The following is a 17640-nucleotide window of genomic DNA, read 5'->3' on the forward strand; positions in this document are numbered from 1 at the left end:
TTATATCCCTTTAAAGCCTAGCTCAAGTCCAGCTGAGTAGCCATTTGCCACAGGATAGCTTACATTATTTACCGCAGTAGAATTTTGCAGCCCATAGTATCGCCCCACAGCCCTTAGATAAAATGCGGTGTTTTCCGTCATTTTCACATCAAAGCCAAGACTTGCTTGTATCCTATGATTATACCCTGTCAAAAAGGAATTCGCCGAATTGCCAAAATTATACCCACCCGCAAATATCCATCCATACCGCAGGTTATAATCAAGCCCTACGCGTGAGCTAAGCGGCACGCGACCATCCAGCTCTAGCCCAGTGTAAAACAAATCGCGATTTAGACTGCCCTTATTTTCAATATTATCAAGCCCTACTTGAACCTTTACAAACAGCGGCGCACGCACGCTAGAGACATTAAGCCCAAGTTTAATCAAAATCTCATAATTAAAATATCCGCTACTTTGTGCGATACCACTTAGAGCCGCACCACTCACATTCAGCATACCGCCACCAACGGCAACTTCATTCCCCCACAAAAACCTATTGCGATACACCCCATCATACGCGATTTTAAAATACCCACCATACGCATTTGCACTTGCATCATTATTCCCACCAAAGCCACTATAAAAGCCGCCAACGCCCGCTTCACCGATATAGCAAGTATTATTGCTGATACACGCAGCATTTGCTCCCATGCTTAAAGCTGAAGCTAGAACAATGCTTAAACCAAACTTTTTCATATTTCACTCCTTTATGTTTTTTGGTTGCGAAATAATTATAACTAATAAATTATTAACATTGCATTTATAATAATTAAAAATCTATAAAGTTATAGAATCTAAAAGTATAGAAATGTTAAAGTTATTTTACATTTTGGCAAAAACGTAAAGTTTTTTTAACATTTTGTTAGGGAAATTGAAACTAGATTCTAATATTTGACAAAAGTTAGCAAATATGGTAACATTTTAAGATGAATTACAAAATTACTTTTTTTAATGATAATGTTTATAGCGAAACGATGAATTTGCCGCCTAGCATTTTGGCAAATTTATTGCGAATTTTAGAGTTAGCCCAAATTTATGGCGGGAATCTTGGGAAGCCTTATTCTGCACCGCTTAAAAATGGCTTATTTGAGTTTCGTGCTAAAGGGGCTGAAGGCATCGCTAGAAGCATTTTTGTAAGCGTGAAAAATAAGGAAATTGTAATTTTGCATACATTCATTAAAAAAAGCCAAAAGATTCCAAAAAAAGAGCTAGATTTAGCCCTAAAACGAGCAAAGGAGATAAAATGAGAAAAGATTTTAAAGAGTTTAAAAAAGAAGCGTTGAAAAAGCCTGAAGTAAAGGCGATTTATGATAGTTTAAGCGATGAATTTGAGTTAAAAAGTAAGCTAATTTCTTTGCGTAAAGCCGCGAATATGACGCAAGAAGAGATTGCAAAAAAGATGAATACGACTAAAAGTAGTATTTCTCGACTTGAGAGCTTGAATGCGAAAAATTCGCCTAGTTTTGCGACTTTAAAGGCGTATGCAAACGCACTTGGTAAGAAGCTAAGGGTTGAGTTTGTTTAAGCTAGATTCTATAAACAATAGATTCCATAGTTTATAATAGAGATAAAGGTTAATAGCACTATTATAAGCCTTTGCATTGCAAAAAGCAATAACAAAAACCTAGATTCTATAAGTTAGTTTAGAATCTTATATCCCTTTTACACCTAGTTCAAGCATTACACTATATGAGTTAGCCGCTGGATAGGAGATACTTGTATTTGCGGCGGCATCCAAGACTACACTTTTAGAATCTTGCAATCCATAATACCTACCGATAGCTTTTAGATAAAAGGCGTAATTTTCACTTATCCTAACATCAAAACCTAAAGATGCGTGTATCCTTTGATTATACCCACTCAAGTGAGAGCGTATATCATTAAATGTATAATTACCCGCTACAATCCATCCATATCCAAGAGAATAATTAAGGGCAAAGTTAGTATTAAGCGGCAAGCGACCATCTAGCTTGCGCCCCTACGAAAAATAAAGCCCTTTCAAAACTCCTATTTAAAATAGTATCAGCCCCAGCTTGTAAATTAATAAATAATGGCTTATCTTTAGAGGCTATATTAAAGCCCACTTTAAGCAAACCCTCCCACGCAAAATATACCTTGCGACTACCTAAAGCCTGCATGTTAGCACCATTTTTATTAATCGCCCCACTACCAAAAGTAACTCCACCATAAGCTAGCAGCCTACCAAAATAAACGCTTTGCCCATACGCACTTATATACCCACCATAAGCATTCGCATTCGCACTATCATTGCCACCCAAATCGCTATAAACGCCACCTATCCCCACACCACCTGTATAACAGCCGTTATTAAAACAAAAAGCAGAGGCACTAACACCAAAGGCAGACACAAGACTTAACGCAATAAATGATTTCCTAAATAATTCTCTCATTATTTACTCCTCATTATAAATTAAGAAATGAAATCATATAAATTAATATTTATATGACAACACCTTTTTGCCGTTTTTAAGTTAGAATCATTACTGATAGTAATCTTACCACCACTTGTGATCTTCACCTATTGTGTAAATTAGAGCCGCTGCTGCTACAATAGCACCCCAAAATTCACCTTTAGTTTCACCTAGCTCTTGTTCGTTTAACACGGCAACTTTGCTAGTTTCCACATTATTAAATAAAAAGTTTGCATCGCTTTGCTCTATCTTGGCTGTATTAGATTCTATAGAATCTAATTTATCGATAGGGTGGCGGGTGGGCGTTAGGGTAGATTCTATAGAATCTACATTAGCTTTAACTTAACATTAAATCCAAGAACACTGAAGTTACGATTTTCATAACATTCACTTTAAAATACCAACTAAAAATTTTAGTGGTATTCACACTATATCACATTTAACCTTAAATCAAACTTAAATTTAAGAATAAATCTTATTTATTTATATAAATAATTTAGATTCTTAAAATGTAAAAAATTTTTAACATTTCTTAGTGGATAGAAAACATTTCACTTTAAAGAATAATACAATAATTACAATATATCAATAAAATTACTAAGAATTTTATATTGTTTATTAAGAGTTATATTTTACATTTTTGCCTAAGCCCATCCACCACCTTTTTGCGAATGGATAGAATCTAGATTCCATAATCTCAAGTGAATATGATAGAATCTAGATTCTTAAATGTGCTTTTAAAAGATTTAACTAAATCAAATTCCTAAGTCCTTTGCTAATGTTGGTAAATTAGATTCTGTAGTAAATGATTTTTCCTTAGAATCTGCTTTTTTAGAAATGTTAGAATCTTGCAGCTTAAGCCACTTTAATATATTTTTAGTCTCCATACTTTGTGCTTTGAAAAATATATTATGCAGAAACTTTACATTGCTAATATCCCATGAGTTCAAATCTTGATTAAACTTTTGTGTATAGCCAAACATTTGATACATATTTTCTACCTTGCTAACATTCCATGATTGTATATTCTCATTAAAGCTTTCATTTTGATAAAACATATAGCTCATATCTTTCACATTTCCTACATCCCAAGAGCTAATCCCAGCATAGCTATCGCGTAAAATAGCGTGATTTAAGCAATTATGCTGCATTTTTGCAATCTTTTTTGATAACTGCATACTTATTGTTTCTACATCTTTAGAATCTAGTTTATCTAACTTTGCTAACCTTATTTTGAGAACATCATATAGATTTTTATCTAGTGGCAGTTTATAAACATCTATGATTGATAGAATCTCATCAGTTGTGAAATCCAAACTTTCAAAATAATCAAATGCAAAATGATGAGGAAATATTTTGCATGCCTGTCTTTTATTATTAACTTTGTTATTCAAATAATCTATGATTTTTATGTCCCTGCAATCGTGATACACACAATCTAGTGGTGACAAATCCACCCACACCATAAAATCAGGAAATAAAAAACTCATATCATCCACTTCACTAGTATCAATCTCATCTAATCCTATAAGAAATCGCTTTATCCTTGGCACTTCAATAAATGAAACAATAGATTCTATATTATCTTTATTTTTTTTATCAATGTTTAAAGTGGTATAAATTTTTATGTATTCTAGCTCGACTTGATTTAGCAATCCCACTAATTCATCTCTGCTTTTTGGGTGATATTTTTTGTCTTTAGAATCTAATTTAGATTCTAAAAAATCGCCCTGCATACAACTAATAATAAATAATATAAAAATTAACTTTTTCATAACTTTTTACTTTAAAAATTCTAATCTATATATCTTATCCAGCTTGGGATGTTTAGCTTTTCCGCATTTACGCTTGTATCTTCGCCATGTCCTGGGTGAATGGGCAAGTTAGATTCTATAGCCATAAAACGCTGCAGTGATTCTTTCATATCCTGCGGATTTGAGTAAGGGAAATCGCAGCGCCCCACACTTCGCCTAAACACAAAATCGCCACTAAAAAAATGCCCTTTAATCTCAATGACGCTGCAGCCGGGCGTATGTCCGGGGAAATGCCAAAATTTCACATCCACGCCTTCAATATTTAGCGTTTTAACAGCCTTATTATTATCCACATAAAAATCCGCTACAAAGGGCGTTAGACCAAGCTCAAAGCAGTCACTCTCAAGCATAAAATTATCCTGCTTTGGACAATAAATTCTCGCTCCGGTTTTATCACGCAGCATTCCAGCCTGCCAAATATGGTCAAAATGCCCATGCGTAATCAATATCGCCTTTAAATTTTTGGTATTTTCTAGCACAAAATTAAGCGCAAAACTTGGGTCAATCACAAACTCAAACTCGCCGAAATCAAGCACATAAGTATTAGTTTGATACTCACCACTTGCTATTTTTTTTATTTTCATTGTAACTCCTTTATAAAATTAATAAAATAAAGTATCATTTTAACACATTTTAGAATCTATTTCGCATAAATGGCAAAATTAAGAATGAATTAAGTTTAAAAGTTATACAATGTAGCTTTTTAGATTCTATAAAAACAAAGATTCTAAAACAAAATTAGATTCTAAAAAGAGCAAGTTAGAATCTAAAAACAAAACTAGATTCTATACAAACAACAAAGGGCTTAAAATGATTTATGATTTTATTATCGTGGGTGGCGGGATTATCGGTATGTCGGTCGCTATGCAGTTGCAAAAAAAACTGCCAGATAGCAAAATAGCGGTTTTGGAGAAAGAGAGCGATGTCGCAAAGCACCAAACAGGGCATAATAGCGGCGTTATCCACGCTGGTGTGTATTATACGCCGGGTAGTCTCAAAGCGAAATTTTGCTTTGAGGGGAATAAGGCGACTAAGGATTTTTGCGATGAGAATGGCATAAAATACGATATTTGTGGCAAAATGTTGGTTGCGACAAACGATGTCGAAATGGAGCGGATGAAAGCCCTGTGGGATAGGACGGAGGCAAATGGGCTTGAAAGGACGTGGCTAGATTCTAATGAGCTAAGGGCGCGTGAGCCTAATATCATCGGTGTTGGCGGCATTTTTTTCCCTAGTAGTGGCATTGTGAGTTACACTGAGGTGACTAAGGCTATGATGAGGCGATTTATGGAATCTAAGGGCGAGGTTTTCCTAAATACGCAGGTTGTGGGCTTGACCGAACACACAAATGGCATTGTGGTTAAGACGAATAAGGGGCAGTTTGAGGGGCAGTATTTGATTACTTGTGGCGGACTGCAAAGCGATAGGCTTGTGAGTATGCTAGACATCGCCCCGGACTTTGTGATATGCCCATTTCGCGGCGAGTATTATCAGCTTAGCCCCCAGCATAATAACATTGTGAAACATCTCATTTACCCTATCCCAGACCCGAGCGTGCCTTTTTTGGGCGTGCATTTGACGCGGATGATTGATGGTAGCGTAACCGTTGGTCCTAATGCGGTTTTGGCTTTCAAACGCGAGGGGTATAAAAAGACTGATATTTCGCTGCCTTATATCATTGAAATGCTAAAGCACAAGGGCATTCGCAAGGTTATTAAGGATAATTTTAAGACAGGATTAGAGGAGCTAAAAAACTCGCTATTTAAAGATGGCTATTTAAAGCTAGTGCAAAAATACTGCCCATCTTTGACGAAAGTTGATTTAAACCCTTATCCAGCAGGTGTGCGCGCTCAAGCGGTAAGCAATGATGGCAAACTAATTGAGGACTTTTTATTTGTCAATACGAATCGTGCGATATTTGTATGTAACGCACCAAGTCCCGCCGCCACATCGGCTATCCCAATCGGCGCGCATATCTTAGAAAAGGTAGATTCTATGGTTAATAAAAAGGCAGAAATTACAAATTTATAGAATCTAAAATGGCTTTCACAAAGGCTTTTGGGTAAATTTCATACTCTAGTTTGTGGATTCTAGCCTCAAAAGATTCTAAGTTTTCGCCCTTAATTTTAGGCAGTTTTTCTTGCAAGATAATCGCGCCACTATCAAGAATTTCGCTTACATAATGCACGCTTACACCACCAAAATCGTTGGTGTCATTAAAGCTATCAAGGATTCCATGCGCACCCTTATGCAGCGGTAAAAAGCTAGGATGAATGTTTAAAAGAATGAGATTTTTACTAAGATTTAAAAAAAAACTAGGGTTTAAAATACGCATAAATCCGGCTAATAAAACAAATTTTAAATCGCTCTTAGATTCTAAATCGTTTAAATGTTGGCTTAAAATCGCATCAAATTCCTTGCGTTTTTTGCCTTTAGATTCTATAATTTTTGTAGGGATGTTTAGATTCTGTGCTTTTTGCAGTCCTTTTGCTTCAGGTTTATTGCTTAAAACCTCGATAAATTCGATATTTGTTTTTTTTAAAAAATCTATGTTGTTTTTAGATTCTATAGAATCTTTAGAATCTTTGTGTAAAAAATCTTGCAAATTAGATTCTAACTTGTAATTTTGCATTATTTCAAATATACTCTTTTTATGGCAAGAAAGTATCAAATTTTGCATATTTGTCCCACTACCACTTATTAAAATCATAGCTTTTATACTTTGCATATTTCTCCTTTAGAATCTAGATTCTATTTCTTTTTCCCGCCTTTTTTATCATCCTCGTCTTCAAAGACATCGCTTGCGTATTCTACGCTAGTTTTCCATAGTTTGCCCTTCATCATCAAATAATCCACCGCAAAAATCGCCCCACCGATAATGCCAACTAGCAATATTAGCTCAACCTTCCGCCTATAAGTCGCACGCGGAAAATCATAAAAAATGCCTTTTAGAATCTTAAAAGGCAGGGTCAAAAATATCGATGCCACAAAGTAATACACCGCCAAACCTATAAACTTATGCAACGGATAATTTTGCTCCAAATCATCCTCATATAACACGCTCAAATTCGCATACGCCCAAAAGTAAATCCCCCCGCCAACCACCACAATAATCGCAAGCAGCTTCACATTATACACCCAATCCTTGCTCCAAAATAAAAACGCAATATAAACGCACACAACAATAATTGACATTGTTAGGGCGTGCAAAAAGGGCAGTTTCATCCCATTAATGATAGAATCTAGGAATGAGACGCCACGTTGGCGCGCCAGCTCAATGGAGTGATACAGCCACGCCATCACAAAAAACGCCAGCACATAGCTAACCAAAAACTTAATGCCATGCGAAAGTAGCAATGCCAAAGGAAGCTTACCTAGCAAGTAATACCAAAGCACACCATTTGCGACAAACGCCAAAATCGCACTCCCAAAAAGCTGCGGCATTTAAAACCCCTTAAATCATTAATTTTAGTGAAAATAAGTAGCGTATTTTATATGGAAAGTTTTAAGATTTGTTTAATATTTGGATTTTATCCATCCACACATTTGTAAGTTAATATTGAAAAATATTTATAGAATCTAGATTCTATCCACGTTTTTAAAAAGGGCGGTAGGTGGGCGATTAGGATTTGAACAAAGCAAAAATTTAAAACAAGATTTTTAGAATCTTAAAATTATATGAGATTATAGAATCTAGATTCTATTTTATCTAACGCTTTTTAAAAAGTGGGGTGTATTTCACACCATTCACACCGCTTTGCTTTTTTTCTTTTTTATTAGGATGGGTTTTTCCTCTTTATCTACGACTTTGCGAGTGATGATTACATCATAGCCATTTAGATTTGGCAAGTCAAACATAATATCAAGGCTAAAGTCCTCCACGATTGCACGAAGCCCACGCGCCCCAGTTTTTCGCTCCATAGCAAGCTCAGCTATTCGCTCTAGTGCGTCATCCTCAAAAATCAAACGCGCACCATCAAGCTCAAAAAGCTTTTGATACTGCTTTATTATCGCGTTTTTAGGCTGCGTTAAGATTGAAATCATCGCTTCCTTACTTATAGAATCTAGCGTGGCGATAATGTGTAGCCGCCCGATTAGCTCAGGGATTAGCCCAAAGCTAACAAGGTCATCGGTTTCGACTTGATGGATGATATTATCACGCGTGATTTGCTCTTTTGCATTAGAATCAAAGCCCAAAACATTCTTGCCAAGCTTTCGCTTGATAATCTCCTCTAGCCCATCAAATGCGCCCCCGCAAATAAACAAAATATTGCTCGTATCAATCTTTATAAACTCTTGATTTGGGTGCTTTCGCCCCCCTTTTGGCGGGATATTTACGCTACTGCCTTCAATTATTTTTAGCAACGCCTGCTGCACGCCCTCACCGCTAACATCGCGTGTAATGCTACGATTTTCACTTAATCTTGAGATTTTATCAATTTCATCAATGAAAACGATGCCCATTTCAGCCTTTTTTAAGTCATAATTTGCCGCTTGTAACAAACGCGTTAAGATATTTTCCACATCTTCGCCCACATATCCAGCTTCTGTTAAAGACGTCGCATCGCTAATTGCAATGGGAATATCTAGGAATCTAGCCAAAGTTTGCGCCATAAGCGTTTTCCCACTGCCTGTAGGACCGATAAGCAAGATATTTGACTTTGATAGCTCGACATTTTCTTCAAGGTCTGTAAGATTCACAATTTTATTGTGGCTAAGTAGCATTTTTTGCTGGTGCAAAAGGCGTTTGTAGTGGTTATACACAGCCACGCTAAAGACCTTTTTTGCCCTATCCTGCCCTACGACATACTCATCTAAATGCTCCTTTAACTCCTTTGGTGAAGGAATAGAATCTTGCATAATATCGCTACTCTCGCCCTTGCTTTTCTTAAACTCCTCGTGGATAAATTCGATACAAGCGCGGCATATATAAGCCTTTAGCCCTGTGATTTTCTCATTGCTTGACACGATGGGATTTGCCCTGCTTTTTGGCTTATTGCAAAAGCTACATGTTTCAGTCATTTTCGCCTCTCTTAAATGGTATTCCGCGAGTAGATTCTAAGATAAATTCGCAGATTTTTATAATGTGTGGATTTTTTTTACTTTTGGCGACCTCTAGCTCCATCGCCGCAAGGTCTCTCAAGGGCTGTTCGCCAGAAAAAAGCCTTTTATACAACGCATCAATAGAATCTATAATGTCGCGTTCCATAATTTTACGCATACGAAAGCGATTTAAGCCGATAATCTTAGCGCGATTACCCTCTGCCATACAATAGGGCGGAATATCTTGGGACAACGCAGACGCCCCGGCAATCATCGCACCCTCGCCGATTTTGACAAACTGATGAACAGGCGTCATACCGCCGATATTCACATAGTTTTCAATCACGATGTGACCGCCAAGCGTGGCGTTATTTGCAAGGATATTATTATCACCGATAATGCAGTCATGGGCGATATGCACGAATGCCATAAATAGATTGTTATTACCGATTTTTGTAAGACTGCCGCCGCCCTGCGTGCCCGGATTAAACATACAAGATTCACGAATTAAGTTATTATCACCGATTTGGAGCGTGGTTTTCTCGCCATTATATTTTAAATCTTGCGGTGGCGTGCCAAGCGTGGCGTTTGGGAAGATTTTATTATTTTTACCGATTTGCGTGTCGCCGTAAATGCTTACGTTGTTGTAAATGTAGGTGTTCGCGCCGATTGTGATGTGGTTTTTTGTGTTGTTGTGGTGGGGCGTTTGGCTCTCTTTAATAGGGTTGTGGGTGGGCGAAAGGATATTAGAATCTAGATTTTGTAATTTCTTAGAATCTTGGGCGTTTTTAGAATCTAGATTCTGTGAATTTTGATTAGCGTGATTTTCTTTAGAATCTGCATTCCTAGATTCCATATTATGTGCGTTATTAATAAACTCCGCATAATCAATATGCGTAACCGAGCTAATCACACTATGAGCACCCACAAACACGCTAGATTCTATATCCACATCGCCCACAATCGTAGCAAAATTTGCAATGTTAGAATCTTTACTAATCTTAACATTCCCAAAAATACTAGCCCCATTGCTAATACTCGCATTCTCCTTAATTTCCACATTCCCACAAATCACAGCCCCACTTCCAACCCTAGCATTTTTCCCTATTTTCACATTTCCATTAATTGTAGCGGAGTGTTCTATCTTAGCATTCGCGGCTATTTTCACATCGCCATTAGTGCCATTAATCACAGCATAATCGCAAATTTCTACGCCAGATTCTATATTCACATTCCCTTTTATTATCGCAGTCTTTGCCACTTTCGCCGCTTTATCGATATGTATTTTAGATTCCACATTTTTAGGTTTCACATTTCTAGATTCTTGAGCCACTTTAGAATCTTTTTTTGTGTCATTATGCTTTTCATTGTGCTTATAACGCTTATGTTTAGAATCTGCCATCACACAGCCTTTTTATAGTTATAAATTTCATAAGTTTTATAGAATCTAGATTCTAAATTAGATACTTTTATAGAATCTTGCAAATTAAATTCCATAACTTTTTTAGAATATAAATTACTAGATTCAGTATTTTTATAGAATCTAGATTCTAATTTTCCTAATTTTTCTTTAGAATCTGCTTTCTTAGATTCTATAGAATCTACTTTTCCAAAGTCGCTATTTTTCAATATATCGTTATGAGATGTATTTTTACACATTGCGCAAAAAAATCTTAATCCCCACCCCGCGCCCCTTAGACCAAAAAAAGCCGCCGCTTTTTTTTCAACTAAGGGGCGAGCCCCGCTAATCTGTCGCTTTGCAAAAAAGCGGACGCCCGCACTACTGCGTGCGTTGTTTCCGCTTTTTTGACACTGCGCGACAGGCGGGCTTACAAGGTTCGTGCTTCGCACGTCTCCATTAATTGTCAAGCTATCGCTTGACGTTTTTATTCGTTTGTTTTTAAAATCTAAATTCGCTTTTTTAGATTCTGTGTTTTTTATAGAATCTTTGCTGTCATTGCAAGAATTTTCGCAAGAATTTTCGTGGCAATCCACGCTTTTTATAATTTTAGATTCTATAATTTTTTTAGAATATAAATTAGTAGATTCAGTATTTTTATAGAATCTAGATTCTATTTTTTTTGTCATGTTGAGCGTTAGCGAAACATCTATTTTATTTTTCTTAGAATCTTTTATTTTAGATTCTATATCTTTAATTGTGCTTTTTCTTTCTTTAAACGTTGAAGGAGAATAACCCCCCTCCCTTGTGGAGGGGGGTTGGGGGGTGGGTTCTTTGATGTTTTTAGAATCTAGATTCTGTAATTTCTTAGAATTCAAGTTGCTAGATTCTATATAATCTTGTGCGTTATCAAAATTTGCAGTTGCACTTTTTATATTAATCTTAAAAAAGGGTGGTCGGGTGGGAATAGATTGAGCTAAAAAGTGCGAATGCGAATTTTGTATAATATTAGATTCTATAATTTCTAATTTTTTAGAATCTAAATTATTATTTTCGATATTTTGATAGAATCTAGATTCTATATTTCCTAACCTTTCTTTATAATCTTGTTTATTTGTAGAAATTCGCAAGGACAAATTTTCTTTGTATTTCAATGGGTGGGAATGGGTGGGACTTTGGAATCTAAAGAAAATTTGTCCTTGCGAATTTCCTTTGTTTAAAATATTAGATTCTATATTTTTTTTAAAATCTAAATTATTATATTCAATAGTTTTATAGAATCTAGATTCTAAACTAGCTAACTTTATAGAATCTTTCAATTTAGATTTCACAAATCCCCACATAAAATCCAAATCTTTACAGAATCTAGATTCTATAATATTATAAAAATCATAACTTTTAAGTTTCATAATTATATTTTTCCTTATTTATTTTTAGATTCAGTTACCATAGCTTTGAGTTCTGCTTCACTCGCTAAAACATCATCAATATACGCCTTGCCCTCAAGCTGCCACACGCTACTTCGCTGTTTTAACACTTTCATTTTATAGGTCAGTCGGTCGCCGGGCTTTACAGGCACGCGAAATTTCACATTATCAATCGTCATAAAATAAACAACTTTGTCCTGCATATCGGTAAAATCAAGCCCCCAAGTGCTAACAAACGCCAGGATTCCACCGGCTTGTGCCATCCCCTCAATAATCATCACGCCCGGATAAATAGGCTCACGCGGAAAATGCCCAGTGAAAACCTGCTCATTTATCGTCACATTTTTATACGCCGTAATGTCGCTGTGTGCGTGCAATTCAAGCACTCTATCGACCAAAAGCATAGGGTAACGATGCGGCAAAACCTGCAAAATCTTATCAATGTCAATTCGCCCATAACTTGTTTCACTCATTCTCAAAACCTAAAAAGTTAGTAAAATAGTAATTAAATCTAAAAAAACTTATACATTCTAGCACCAAAGCCAAAACCTTAATGCTAAAAATAAAAACTAATTGTAACACATAAATTCTAAAATTGCGTATTTTTGTGTGTATATCTTATGATTTTTGAGATTTTATTTTAAATATCGAGCCTGTTTTTGTGGATTTTATATTCTCAAAACCCCACAAAATTATAATAAAATACCCTTTTAATTACAGAATCTAAAACCCTAAAAAGTGAAAAACTAAATGCAAAATGATTTGTTATACCTTAGCATCGTTGCACTCCTTATTGTGATTGCCCCGCCCTTAAGCCGTCTAAGCAAGATTCCTGTTGCGGTAATTGAGATTATGCTAGGCAGTCTTGCGGCATTTCTTGGCGTGATTCAAAGGAGTGAGAGCTTTGAGAGCATTTCGCACATCAGTTTCCTTTTTCTTATGCTACTAGCTGGCGCGGAGGTGAATTTGCGTAGTTTCCGTAGTCTTGGGGCAAAATTTTATAAAAAAGCCGTGATTTATTTTGTCTGCCTTTATGGCTTTAGCATTGCGATTGTGGTGGGGTTTGGGCTGCCTGCGATTTATGTGGCGATTTTCCCTGTGATGAGCCTTGGGATGATTGTGACGCTGCTGCGTGACTATGGCAAGGAGCAGGACTGGCTAAATACCGCTTTTAAAATCGGCGTTTTAGGTGAGCTAGTGAGTATCACAGCCCTTGTGGTCGTGCAGAATGGCTACTCGCGGCATTTAGATTCTATATATAGTTTTAGTTTTTATGAGCCATTTATCCTGCTTGGGCTTTTCATTCTTGGGTGTGTGATTGTGTTTCGCATTTCGCGTCTTATTTTTTGGTGGCATCCTAGATTTAAGCTGTGGTTTATGCCTGAAAGTGGCAATGCTAATCAAGATATTCGCTTTTCATTTATGCTATTTTTCGTGCTTATCGGCATTACGACTTTTATGGATATTGAGGAGGTGCTGGGCGCATTTATCGCTGGAGTGGTCATTGCGACTTTTTTTGCGTATAAGCACGATATGATTAGCAAACTAAATGATATAGGTTTTGGCTTTTTTATTCCTTTGTTTTTTATTTATGTGGGTAGCACGCTAGATTTGGGGCTAATTTTGAGTGATTTTGATATTGTTTTAAATGGAATCTATATTGTTTTTGCGATGCTTTTTGTGCGTTTGGTATCGGCAAATATCTCGTTTTTAAGGTATTTTGGCACGTTTAAAAATACACTACTTTTTGCCCTTAGCGATTGTATGCCTTTGACTTTCTTAGTCGCTATTGCTTCTTTAGGGTTGAAACTAGGCGCAATAAGCAATGAGCAATACTACTCGCTTATTATCGCCGCCATATTTGAAGGGATATTTTTCACAATTGTGATTAAGATTTTGTATTATATGTGGGATGGTAAAAATTCTAAATAAGATTTTATGATAAAATAAAGGTTTTTAACATTTTTTAAGGATTGAAATATGCAAGATGTGAAAGAAGATTCTATAGAATCTAAAAAGGCTAAGGTAAGTGCTACTCCAAAAGATTCTATAGAATCTAAAAGCAGCAAGATTAGCAAGACGCCTTCACTCCCGCAGGGCTTTAAACTATCAGGCATTAAGGCGAATATAAAGTATAAAAATCGCTTTGATTTGGCGTTGATTTACTCCAAAAGTGCGTGTGTGGCAGCGGGTGTTTGGACGAAAAATAAGGTGCAGGCAGCCTGCATTTCTTATAATAAGGCTGTAATTGATAATAACATTCACGCCATAATGATAAACTCAGGCTTCGCAAACGCTTGCACCGGGCTGCAGGGCGATAAAAATTGCATTATTTGTGCGCGTGGATTAAGCGAGAATCTTAGCGTAGATTCTACAAACATACTACTTGCAAGCACAGGCGTTATCGGGCAGCAGCTGCCTATGGATAGAATCTTAAAGGCGATACCAAAGCTAGTTGGCAATAAAAAGGCGAGTAAAGATTCTATAAAACAGGCAAGTCGCGCGATAATGACGACTGATACTTATCCAAAGACTTTTGGTGTGAAGTTTGCCTTAGAATCTACGAACGCTGATACCCCGAAAGTCAAGGCTAGAATCTGGGGTATGGCAAAGGGCAGCGGGATGATTCATCCTAATATGGGGACTATGCTAGGCTTCATACTAACTGACGCCGCGATTGATAAAGCCTTGCTAAATGACGCGCTAAGCGAAGTGGTCAATGATAGTTTCAATCAAATAAGCGTGGATGGCGACACTAGCACGAATGATATGGCGATAGTGCTTGCAAATGGCAAGGCTGGAAATGCGCTAATTGATAAAAAGGGCAAGGATTATGAGACCTTTAAAAATGCGCTAAAGCAGGTGTGCGTAAATCTTGCCAAAAAAATCGCAAGAGATGGCGAGGGCGCGACACATTTGCTAGAAGTCGTGGTAAAAGGGGCGCGTGATAAGGCTCAGGCAAGGGCGTTAAGCAAGGCGATTATCGGCTCAAATCTGGTTAAAACCGCCATTTTTGGCAAGGATGCAAACTGGGGGCGAATAATTTGTGCGATGGGCTATAGCAATAGCGACTTTGACGCGGGCAAACTTGATTTAAGCTTTGAATCTAAAAAGGGCAGTGTGGAGATTGTAAAGCAAGGCGTGGGAGTGAAATTTAGCGAGACAAAGGCGCGTTCAGTTTTAGGTGCGCAAAAAGTGCGAATAATAGTGAATCTAAATGATGGCAAGGAAGAGGCAAAGGCGTGGGGCTGCGATTTAAGCTATGACTATATTAAAATCAACGCGGATTATAGGTCGTAGGTTTTATAGAATCTAAAGGTTTTAAATGAGTAGAAAAGTAACAATGTTGGGGATTTTTTAGAAAAATGTAAAAAAAATTTGTGGGATTTTGGAGTGTTTGAAATGGCGATGGGGACGTGCTTTGTGAGAGTTAGATTCTAATTTTACATACTTGTTTTTTTTTTTTTTGTCTATAATTATAACATAATTTCACAAAAAGGAAAAACATGGATAATGATTTGGCATTTTTAGATACGCCTTTAAGATATACATATGAGCGTATAGCGGCGGTTTTGGGGATAAATGATGATAATTTTCTAAGCATTGCGAATGTAGATTCTCACACATTAGCCGCGCTAGAAGCTAATAATTTTGTTATAGATGAAAGTGATGCTGATAAGCTACTAACAAAAGCCATGCAAACACGAATATTGCAACTAAGTAATGGCAAAAGTTACAAAGATTTCTTGCAAGATATATGCAAGGAGCTAGATATGCAAAATAGCGGTGATTGCGAGAGCTTGGAGATGAAAATTATTTTTTATGTGTTTGATAAGGCTTTAGATTCTATGAATTTTGAAAAGCTAGATAATATCACAAAATACATGGGGATAAAAACGCGTAATGTGAGTGCGGATGGCATAAGAGAAGCGATGGAAAATATCGAGCCTGATTTATTAAAGCTATATGTGTCGTTTTTGGTTGGCTTTGCTGTGGCTGATAAGTTTGGCTTTGTTAAATCTAGTGTTAATGGTATGAAAATCGGGCTTATAGATTCTATAAAATCTATCAAAGAACCTATGCAAAATTCTGCTTTTGCTAATATCGCTTTAGACAATCGCAACATTAATGATTTATATAGCAACTATTATAGAAATCAACAAAAGATAGAATCTAGTCTAATAGATTCTATGCGTGGGGCTATTAATGATTTAGAGCGCGAGTTTAGCCACGAGTTTAATGGCATTGCAGCGGCGATAATTATAGGATGTGCAAGGCAAGAGTTTTTATATGAGCGAATGAAATAGCTTTATTTTATAGAATCTTATTTGGATTCTATGGATTTTAATATGCTAGATTCTAAACGTTACTGCGATTTGACATCGCTTTAAATATGCTAGATTCTATTTAGATTCTATCTTGGCTTTTTTAGAATCTTTTGCTTTAGAATCTTTTGGGGGCATTTTTTTGACTTTTGGTTTTTCTTCTCTTTTTATGCCGCTTATTAAGATATTAGAATCTTTTACTTTGCTTTGTAGGTCTTTGGCGGTTTTGCCGATTAGTTTTACGCTTTCTACATATTTTGGAAAGTGGAAAGTTTCGCGTAAAGATTCTAAGGTTATAGAATCTAAGCTTTTTACCTTGCTTTGTTTTTCCACATTTATCACAAATGGTTTTACTACTCTTGAGCTAAAGCCTACTTTTGGTAAGCGGCGTTGCAATGGTTGCTGACCGCCTTCAAAGCCTCTTTTTGCTTTATAGCCTGTGCGTGCGGTTTGTCCCTTGCCACCGCGTGTGGAGGTTTTGCCCATGCCGCTGCCTTGTCCGCGTCCTACTCTTTTGATTTCTTTTGTGCTGTTTTCAGCTGGTTTTATTTTTTCTAACATAGTTTATCCTTTTTTGAAATTAGAATCTCTTAGAAAAAATTTGCTTAAATTCTTTGCAAGAGATTCTATAGTTTTTTAGAATCTAGATTCTATATTTTGCTTCGCAAATGCCTAGTCGCCCACCCACCACCCTTTTTAGATGATGGTTTAGAATCTATCCTTTGATTTTAGCTAACGCATCAAATGTTGCGCGAACCACATTGTATGGATTATTTGAGCCAAGCGACTTAGTCAAAATGTCCTTAATACCGGCTAGCTCTATCACAGGACGCGCACTACCACCGGCAATTACGCCTGTCCCAGCACTAGCTGGTTTCAACAAAATCTTACTTGCGTTATACTTATATTCGATGTCATGGGCGATTGTCGTTCCCTTGATATTGACCTTTATCACATTTTTGAATGCGTCATCAATAGCCTTTTTTATCGCATCAGGGACTTCCTTTGCCTTGCCAAGCCCAAAGCCAACAAGCCCATTGCGATTACCTATCACCACAAGGGCGTTGAAACGAAACCTGCGACCACCTTTCACAACCTTAGTAACGCGACCGATATTTACGACAACTTCGCTAAATTCACTCTTATCAAACTCTAGCATTT

General features: G+C 36.7%; 18 protein-coding genes and 3 pseudogenes. 7 read left to right on the forward strand and 14 right to left on the reverse strand.

What is annotated here, in order from left to right; all coding sequences use genetic code 11:
• A complete protein-coding gene (locus LS64_RS07910) occupies positions 1-735 on the reverse strand; it encodes a hypothetical protein (protein WP_034570321.1) in 735 nt (244 codons plus the stop codon).
• 230 nt (positions 736-965) lie between these two features.
• Between LS64_RS07910 and LS64_RS07915 the strand changes: the two genes are divergently transcribed.
• Entirely contained in the window at positions 966-1286 is a 321-nt protein-coding gene (locus tag LS64_RS07915; RefSeq protein WP_034570318.1) for a type II toxin-antitoxin system RelE/ParE family toxin, read from the forward strand.
• Positions 1283-1564, forward strand: a complete 282-nt coding sequence (locus tag LS64_RS07920) for a helix-turn-helix domain-containing protein (protein WP_034570316.1) — start codon at positions 1283-1285, stop codon at positions 1562-1564. The genes LS64_RS07915 and LS64_RS07920 overlap by 4 nt, the downstream gene beginning before the upstream one ends.
• A 126-nt stretch (positions 1565-1690) precedes the next feature.
• On the opposite strand, the gene LS64_RS07925 is transcribed toward LS64_RS07920, so the two are convergent.
• The gene (locus tag LS64_RS07925; RefSeq protein ID WP_034572178.1) at positions 1691-1996 is read right to left on the reverse strand and encodes a hypothetical protein; all 306 of its coding nucleotides are present in this window, start codon (positions 1994-1996) and stop codon (positions 1691-1693) included.
• Complete coding sequence (locus LS64_RS07930) at positions 1986-2450, reverse strand: hypothetical protein (protein WP_034572175.1); 465 nt, start codon at positions 2448-2450, stop codon at positions 1986-1988. The genes LS64_RS07925 and LS64_RS07930 overlap by 11 nt, the downstream gene beginning before the upstream one ends.
• Positions 2451-2670: 220 nt before the next feature.
• Between LS64_RS07930 and LS64_RS12450 the strand changes: the two genes are divergently transcribed.
• Positions 2671-2817 carry a hypothetical protein gene (locus LS64_RS12450; protein ID WP_160659356.1) on the forward strand — a complete coding sequence of 49 codons (147 nt, stop codon included), beginning with the start codon at positions 2671-2673 and terminating at the stop codon, positions 2815-2817.
• A 409-nt stretch (positions 2818-3226) separates the two neighbouring features.
• Here LS64_RS12450 and LS64_RS07935 read toward each other — a convergent pair whose 3' ends face one another.
• A complete protein-coding gene (locus LS64_RS07935; protein WP_052062510.1) occupies positions 3227-4246 on the reverse strand; it encodes a BspA family leucine-rich repeat surface protein in 1020 nt (339 codons plus the stop codon).
• A gap of 20 nt (positions 4247-4266) precedes the next feature.
• The gene (locus LS64_RS07940; protein WP_034572173.1) at positions 4267-4869 is read right to left on the reverse strand and encodes an MBL fold metallo-hydrolase; all 603 of its coding nucleotides are present in this window, start codon (positions 4867-4869) and stop codon (positions 4267-4269) included.
• A gap of 226 nt (positions 4870-5095) precedes the next feature.
• Here LS64_RS07940 and lhgO point away from each other — a divergent pair, with 226 nt between their 5' ends.
• Positions 5096-6316, forward strand: a complete 1221-nt coding sequence (lhgO, locus tag LS64_RS07945; protein WP_202391524.1) for an L-2-hydroxyglutarate oxidase — start codon at positions 5096-5098, stop codon at positions 6314-6316.
• Here lhgO and LS64_RS07950 read toward each other — a convergent pair.
• The 7 genes and pseudogenes from LS64_RS07950 to fabZ all read right to left on the reverse strand — a co-directional run bounded on the left by LS64_RS07950 (position 6303) and on the right by fabZ (position 12627).
• Positions 6303-7013 carry a formyltransferase family protein gene (locus LS64_RS07950; protein ID WP_034572170.1) on the reverse strand — a complete coding sequence of 237 codons (711 nt, stop codon included), beginning with the start codon at positions 7011-7013 and terminating at the stop codon, positions 6303-6305. The genes lhgO and LS64_RS07950 overlap by 14 nt on opposite strands.
• Positions 7014-7036: 23 nt before the next feature.
• The gene (locus tag LS64_RS07955; protein ID WP_034572167.1) at positions 7037-7729 is read right to left on the reverse strand and encodes a hypothetical protein; all 693 of its coding nucleotides are present in this window, start codon (positions 7727-7729) and stop codon (positions 7037-7039) included.
• A gap of 303 nt (positions 7730-8032) precedes the next feature.
• Positions 8033-9307, reverse strand: coding sequence for an ATP-dependent protease ATP-binding subunit ClpX (gene clpX / locus LS64_RS07960; RefSeq protein ID WP_034572164.1), 1275 nt, complete (start codon positions 9305-9307; stop codon positions 8033-8035).
• Positions 9300-9998, reverse strand: a pseudogene (gene lpxA / locus LS64_RS13295) (acyl-ACP--UDP-N-acetylglucosamine O-acyltransferase); the annotation flags it as partial. The gene clpX and the pseudogene lpxA, both read right to left, overlap by 8 nt.
• Positions 9999-10352: 354 nt before the next feature.
• Positions 10353-10730 (reverse strand): annotated as a pseudogene (locus tag LS64_RS13655) (hypothetical protein); the annotation flags it as partial.
• Entirely contained in the window at positions 10730-12136 is a 1407-nt protein-coding gene (locus LS64_RS07970; RefSeq protein ID WP_034572161.1) for a hypothetical protein, read from the reverse strand. The pseudogene LS64_RS13655 and the gene LS64_RS07970, both read right to left, overlap by 1 nt.
• Before the next feature lie 14 nt (positions 12137-12150).
• Positions 12151-12627: a 3-hydroxyacyl-ACP dehydratase FabZ gene (gene fabZ, locus LS64_RS07975; protein WP_034572158.1), complete on the reverse strand. Its 477-nt coding sequence runs from the start codon at positions 12625-12627 to the stop codon at positions 12151-12153.
• 277 nt (positions 12628-12904) lie between these two features.
• On the opposite strand from fabZ, the gene LS64_RS07980 reads away from it, so the two are divergent.
• The 3 genes from LS64_RS07980 to LS64_RS07990 all read left to right on the forward strand — a co-directional run bounded on the left by LS64_RS07980 (position 12905) and on the right by LS64_RS07990 (position 16461).
• Positions 12905-14086, forward strand: a complete 1182-nt coding sequence (locus LS64_RS07980; RefSeq protein WP_034572156.1) for a cation:proton antiporter — start codon at positions 12905-12907, stop codon at positions 14084-14086.
• 48 nt (positions 14087-14134) lie between these two features.
• Positions 14135-15454: a bifunctional glutamate N-acetyltransferase/amino-acid acetyltransferase ArgJ gene (gene argJ, locus LS64_RS07985; protein WP_081948327.1), complete on the forward strand. Its 1320-nt coding sequence runs from the start codon at positions 14135-14137 to the stop codon at positions 15452-15454.
• 206 nt (positions 15455-15660) lie between these two features.
• Positions 15661-16461, forward strand: a complete 801-nt coding sequence (locus tag LS64_RS07990; protein ID WP_118949407.1) for a hypothetical protein — start codon at positions 15661-15663, stop codon at positions 16459-16461.
• 183 nt (positions 16462-16644) lie between these two features.
• Here LS64_RS07990 and rplO read toward each other — a convergent pair.
• A pseudogene (rplO, locus tag LS64_RS07995) lies at positions 16645-17040 on the reverse strand (50S ribosomal protein L15); the annotation flags it as partial.
• 154 nt (positions 17041-17194) lie between these two features.
• Positions 17195-17638 (reverse strand): 30S ribosomal protein S5, encoded by a 444-nt coding sequence (gene rpsE / locus LS64_RS08000; protein WP_034572313.1) that lies wholly within the window; start codon positions 17636-17638, stop codon positions 17195-17197.
• Between the last annotated feature and the right edge of the window lie 2 nt (positions 17639-17640).

Origin of the sequence: Helicobacter saguini (assembly GCF_000762875.2) — a bacterium.
GTDB classification, from domain to species: domain Bacteria; phylum Campylobacterota; class Campylobacteria; order Campylobacterales; family Helicobacteraceae; genus Helicobacter_A; species Helicobacter_A saguini.

Coding starts and splice junctions, on each gene's coding strand:
- lhgO (WP_202391524.1), top strand. CDS start 5,096: ATGATTTATGATTTTATTATCGTGGGTGGCGGGATTATCGGTATGTCG.
- LS64_RS07940 (WP_034572173.1), bottom strand. CDS start 4,869: ATGAAAATAAAAAAAATAGCAAGTGGTGAGTATCAAACTAATACTTAT.
- LS64_RS07935 (WP_052062510.1), bottom strand. CDS start 4,246: ATGAAAAAGTTAATTTTTATATTATTTATTATTAGTTGTATGCAGGGC.
- LS64_RS07920 (WP_034570316.1), top strand. CDS start 1,283: ATGAGAAAAGATTTTAAAGAGTTTAAAAAAGAAGCGTTGAAAAAGCCT.
- LS64_RS07970 (WP_034572161.1), bottom strand. CDS start 12,136: ATGAAACTTAAAAGTTATGATTTTTATAATATTATAGAATCTAGATTC.
- LS64_RS07955 (WP_034572167.1), bottom strand. CDS start 7,729: ATGCCGCAGCTTTTTGGGAGTGCGATTTTGGCGTTTGTCGCAAATGGT.
- LS64_RS07950 (WP_034572170.1), bottom strand. CDS start 7,013: ATGCAAAGTATAAAAGCTATGATTTTAATAAGTGGTAGTGGGACAAAT.
- LS64_RS07915 (WP_034570318.1), top strand. CDS start 966: ATGAATTACAAAATTACTTTTTTTAATGATAATGTTTATAGCGAAACG.
- LS64_RS07930 (WP_034572175.1), bottom strand. CDS start 2,450: ATGAGAGAATTATTTAGGAAATCATTTATTGCGTTAAGTCTTGTGTCT.
- LS64_RS07910 (WP_034570321.1), bottom strand. CDS start 735: ATGAAAAAGTTTGGTTTAAGCATTGTTCTAGCTTCAGCTTTAAGCATG.
- clpX (WP_034572164.1), bottom strand. CDS start 9,307: ATGACTGAAACATGTAGCTTTTGCAATAAGCCAAAAAGCAGGGCAAAT.
- LS64_RS07990 (WP_118949407.1), top strand. CDS start 15,661: ATGGATAATGATTTGGCATTTTTAGATACGCCTTTAAGATATACATAT.
- LS64_RS07980 (WP_034572156.1), top strand. CDS start 12,905: ATGCAAAATGATTTGTTATACCTTAGCATCGTTGCACTCCTTATTGTG.
- rpsE (WP_034572313.1), bottom strand. CDS start 17,638: ATGCTAGAGTTTGATAAGAGTGAATTTAGCGAAGTTGTCGTAAATATC.
- fabZ (WP_034572158.1), bottom strand. CDS start 12,627: ATGAGTGAAACAAGTTATGGGCGAATTGACATTGATAAGATTTTGCAG.
- argJ (WP_081948327.1), top strand. CDS start 14,135: ATGCAAGATGTGAAAGAAGATTCTATAGAATCTAAAAAGGCTAAGGTA.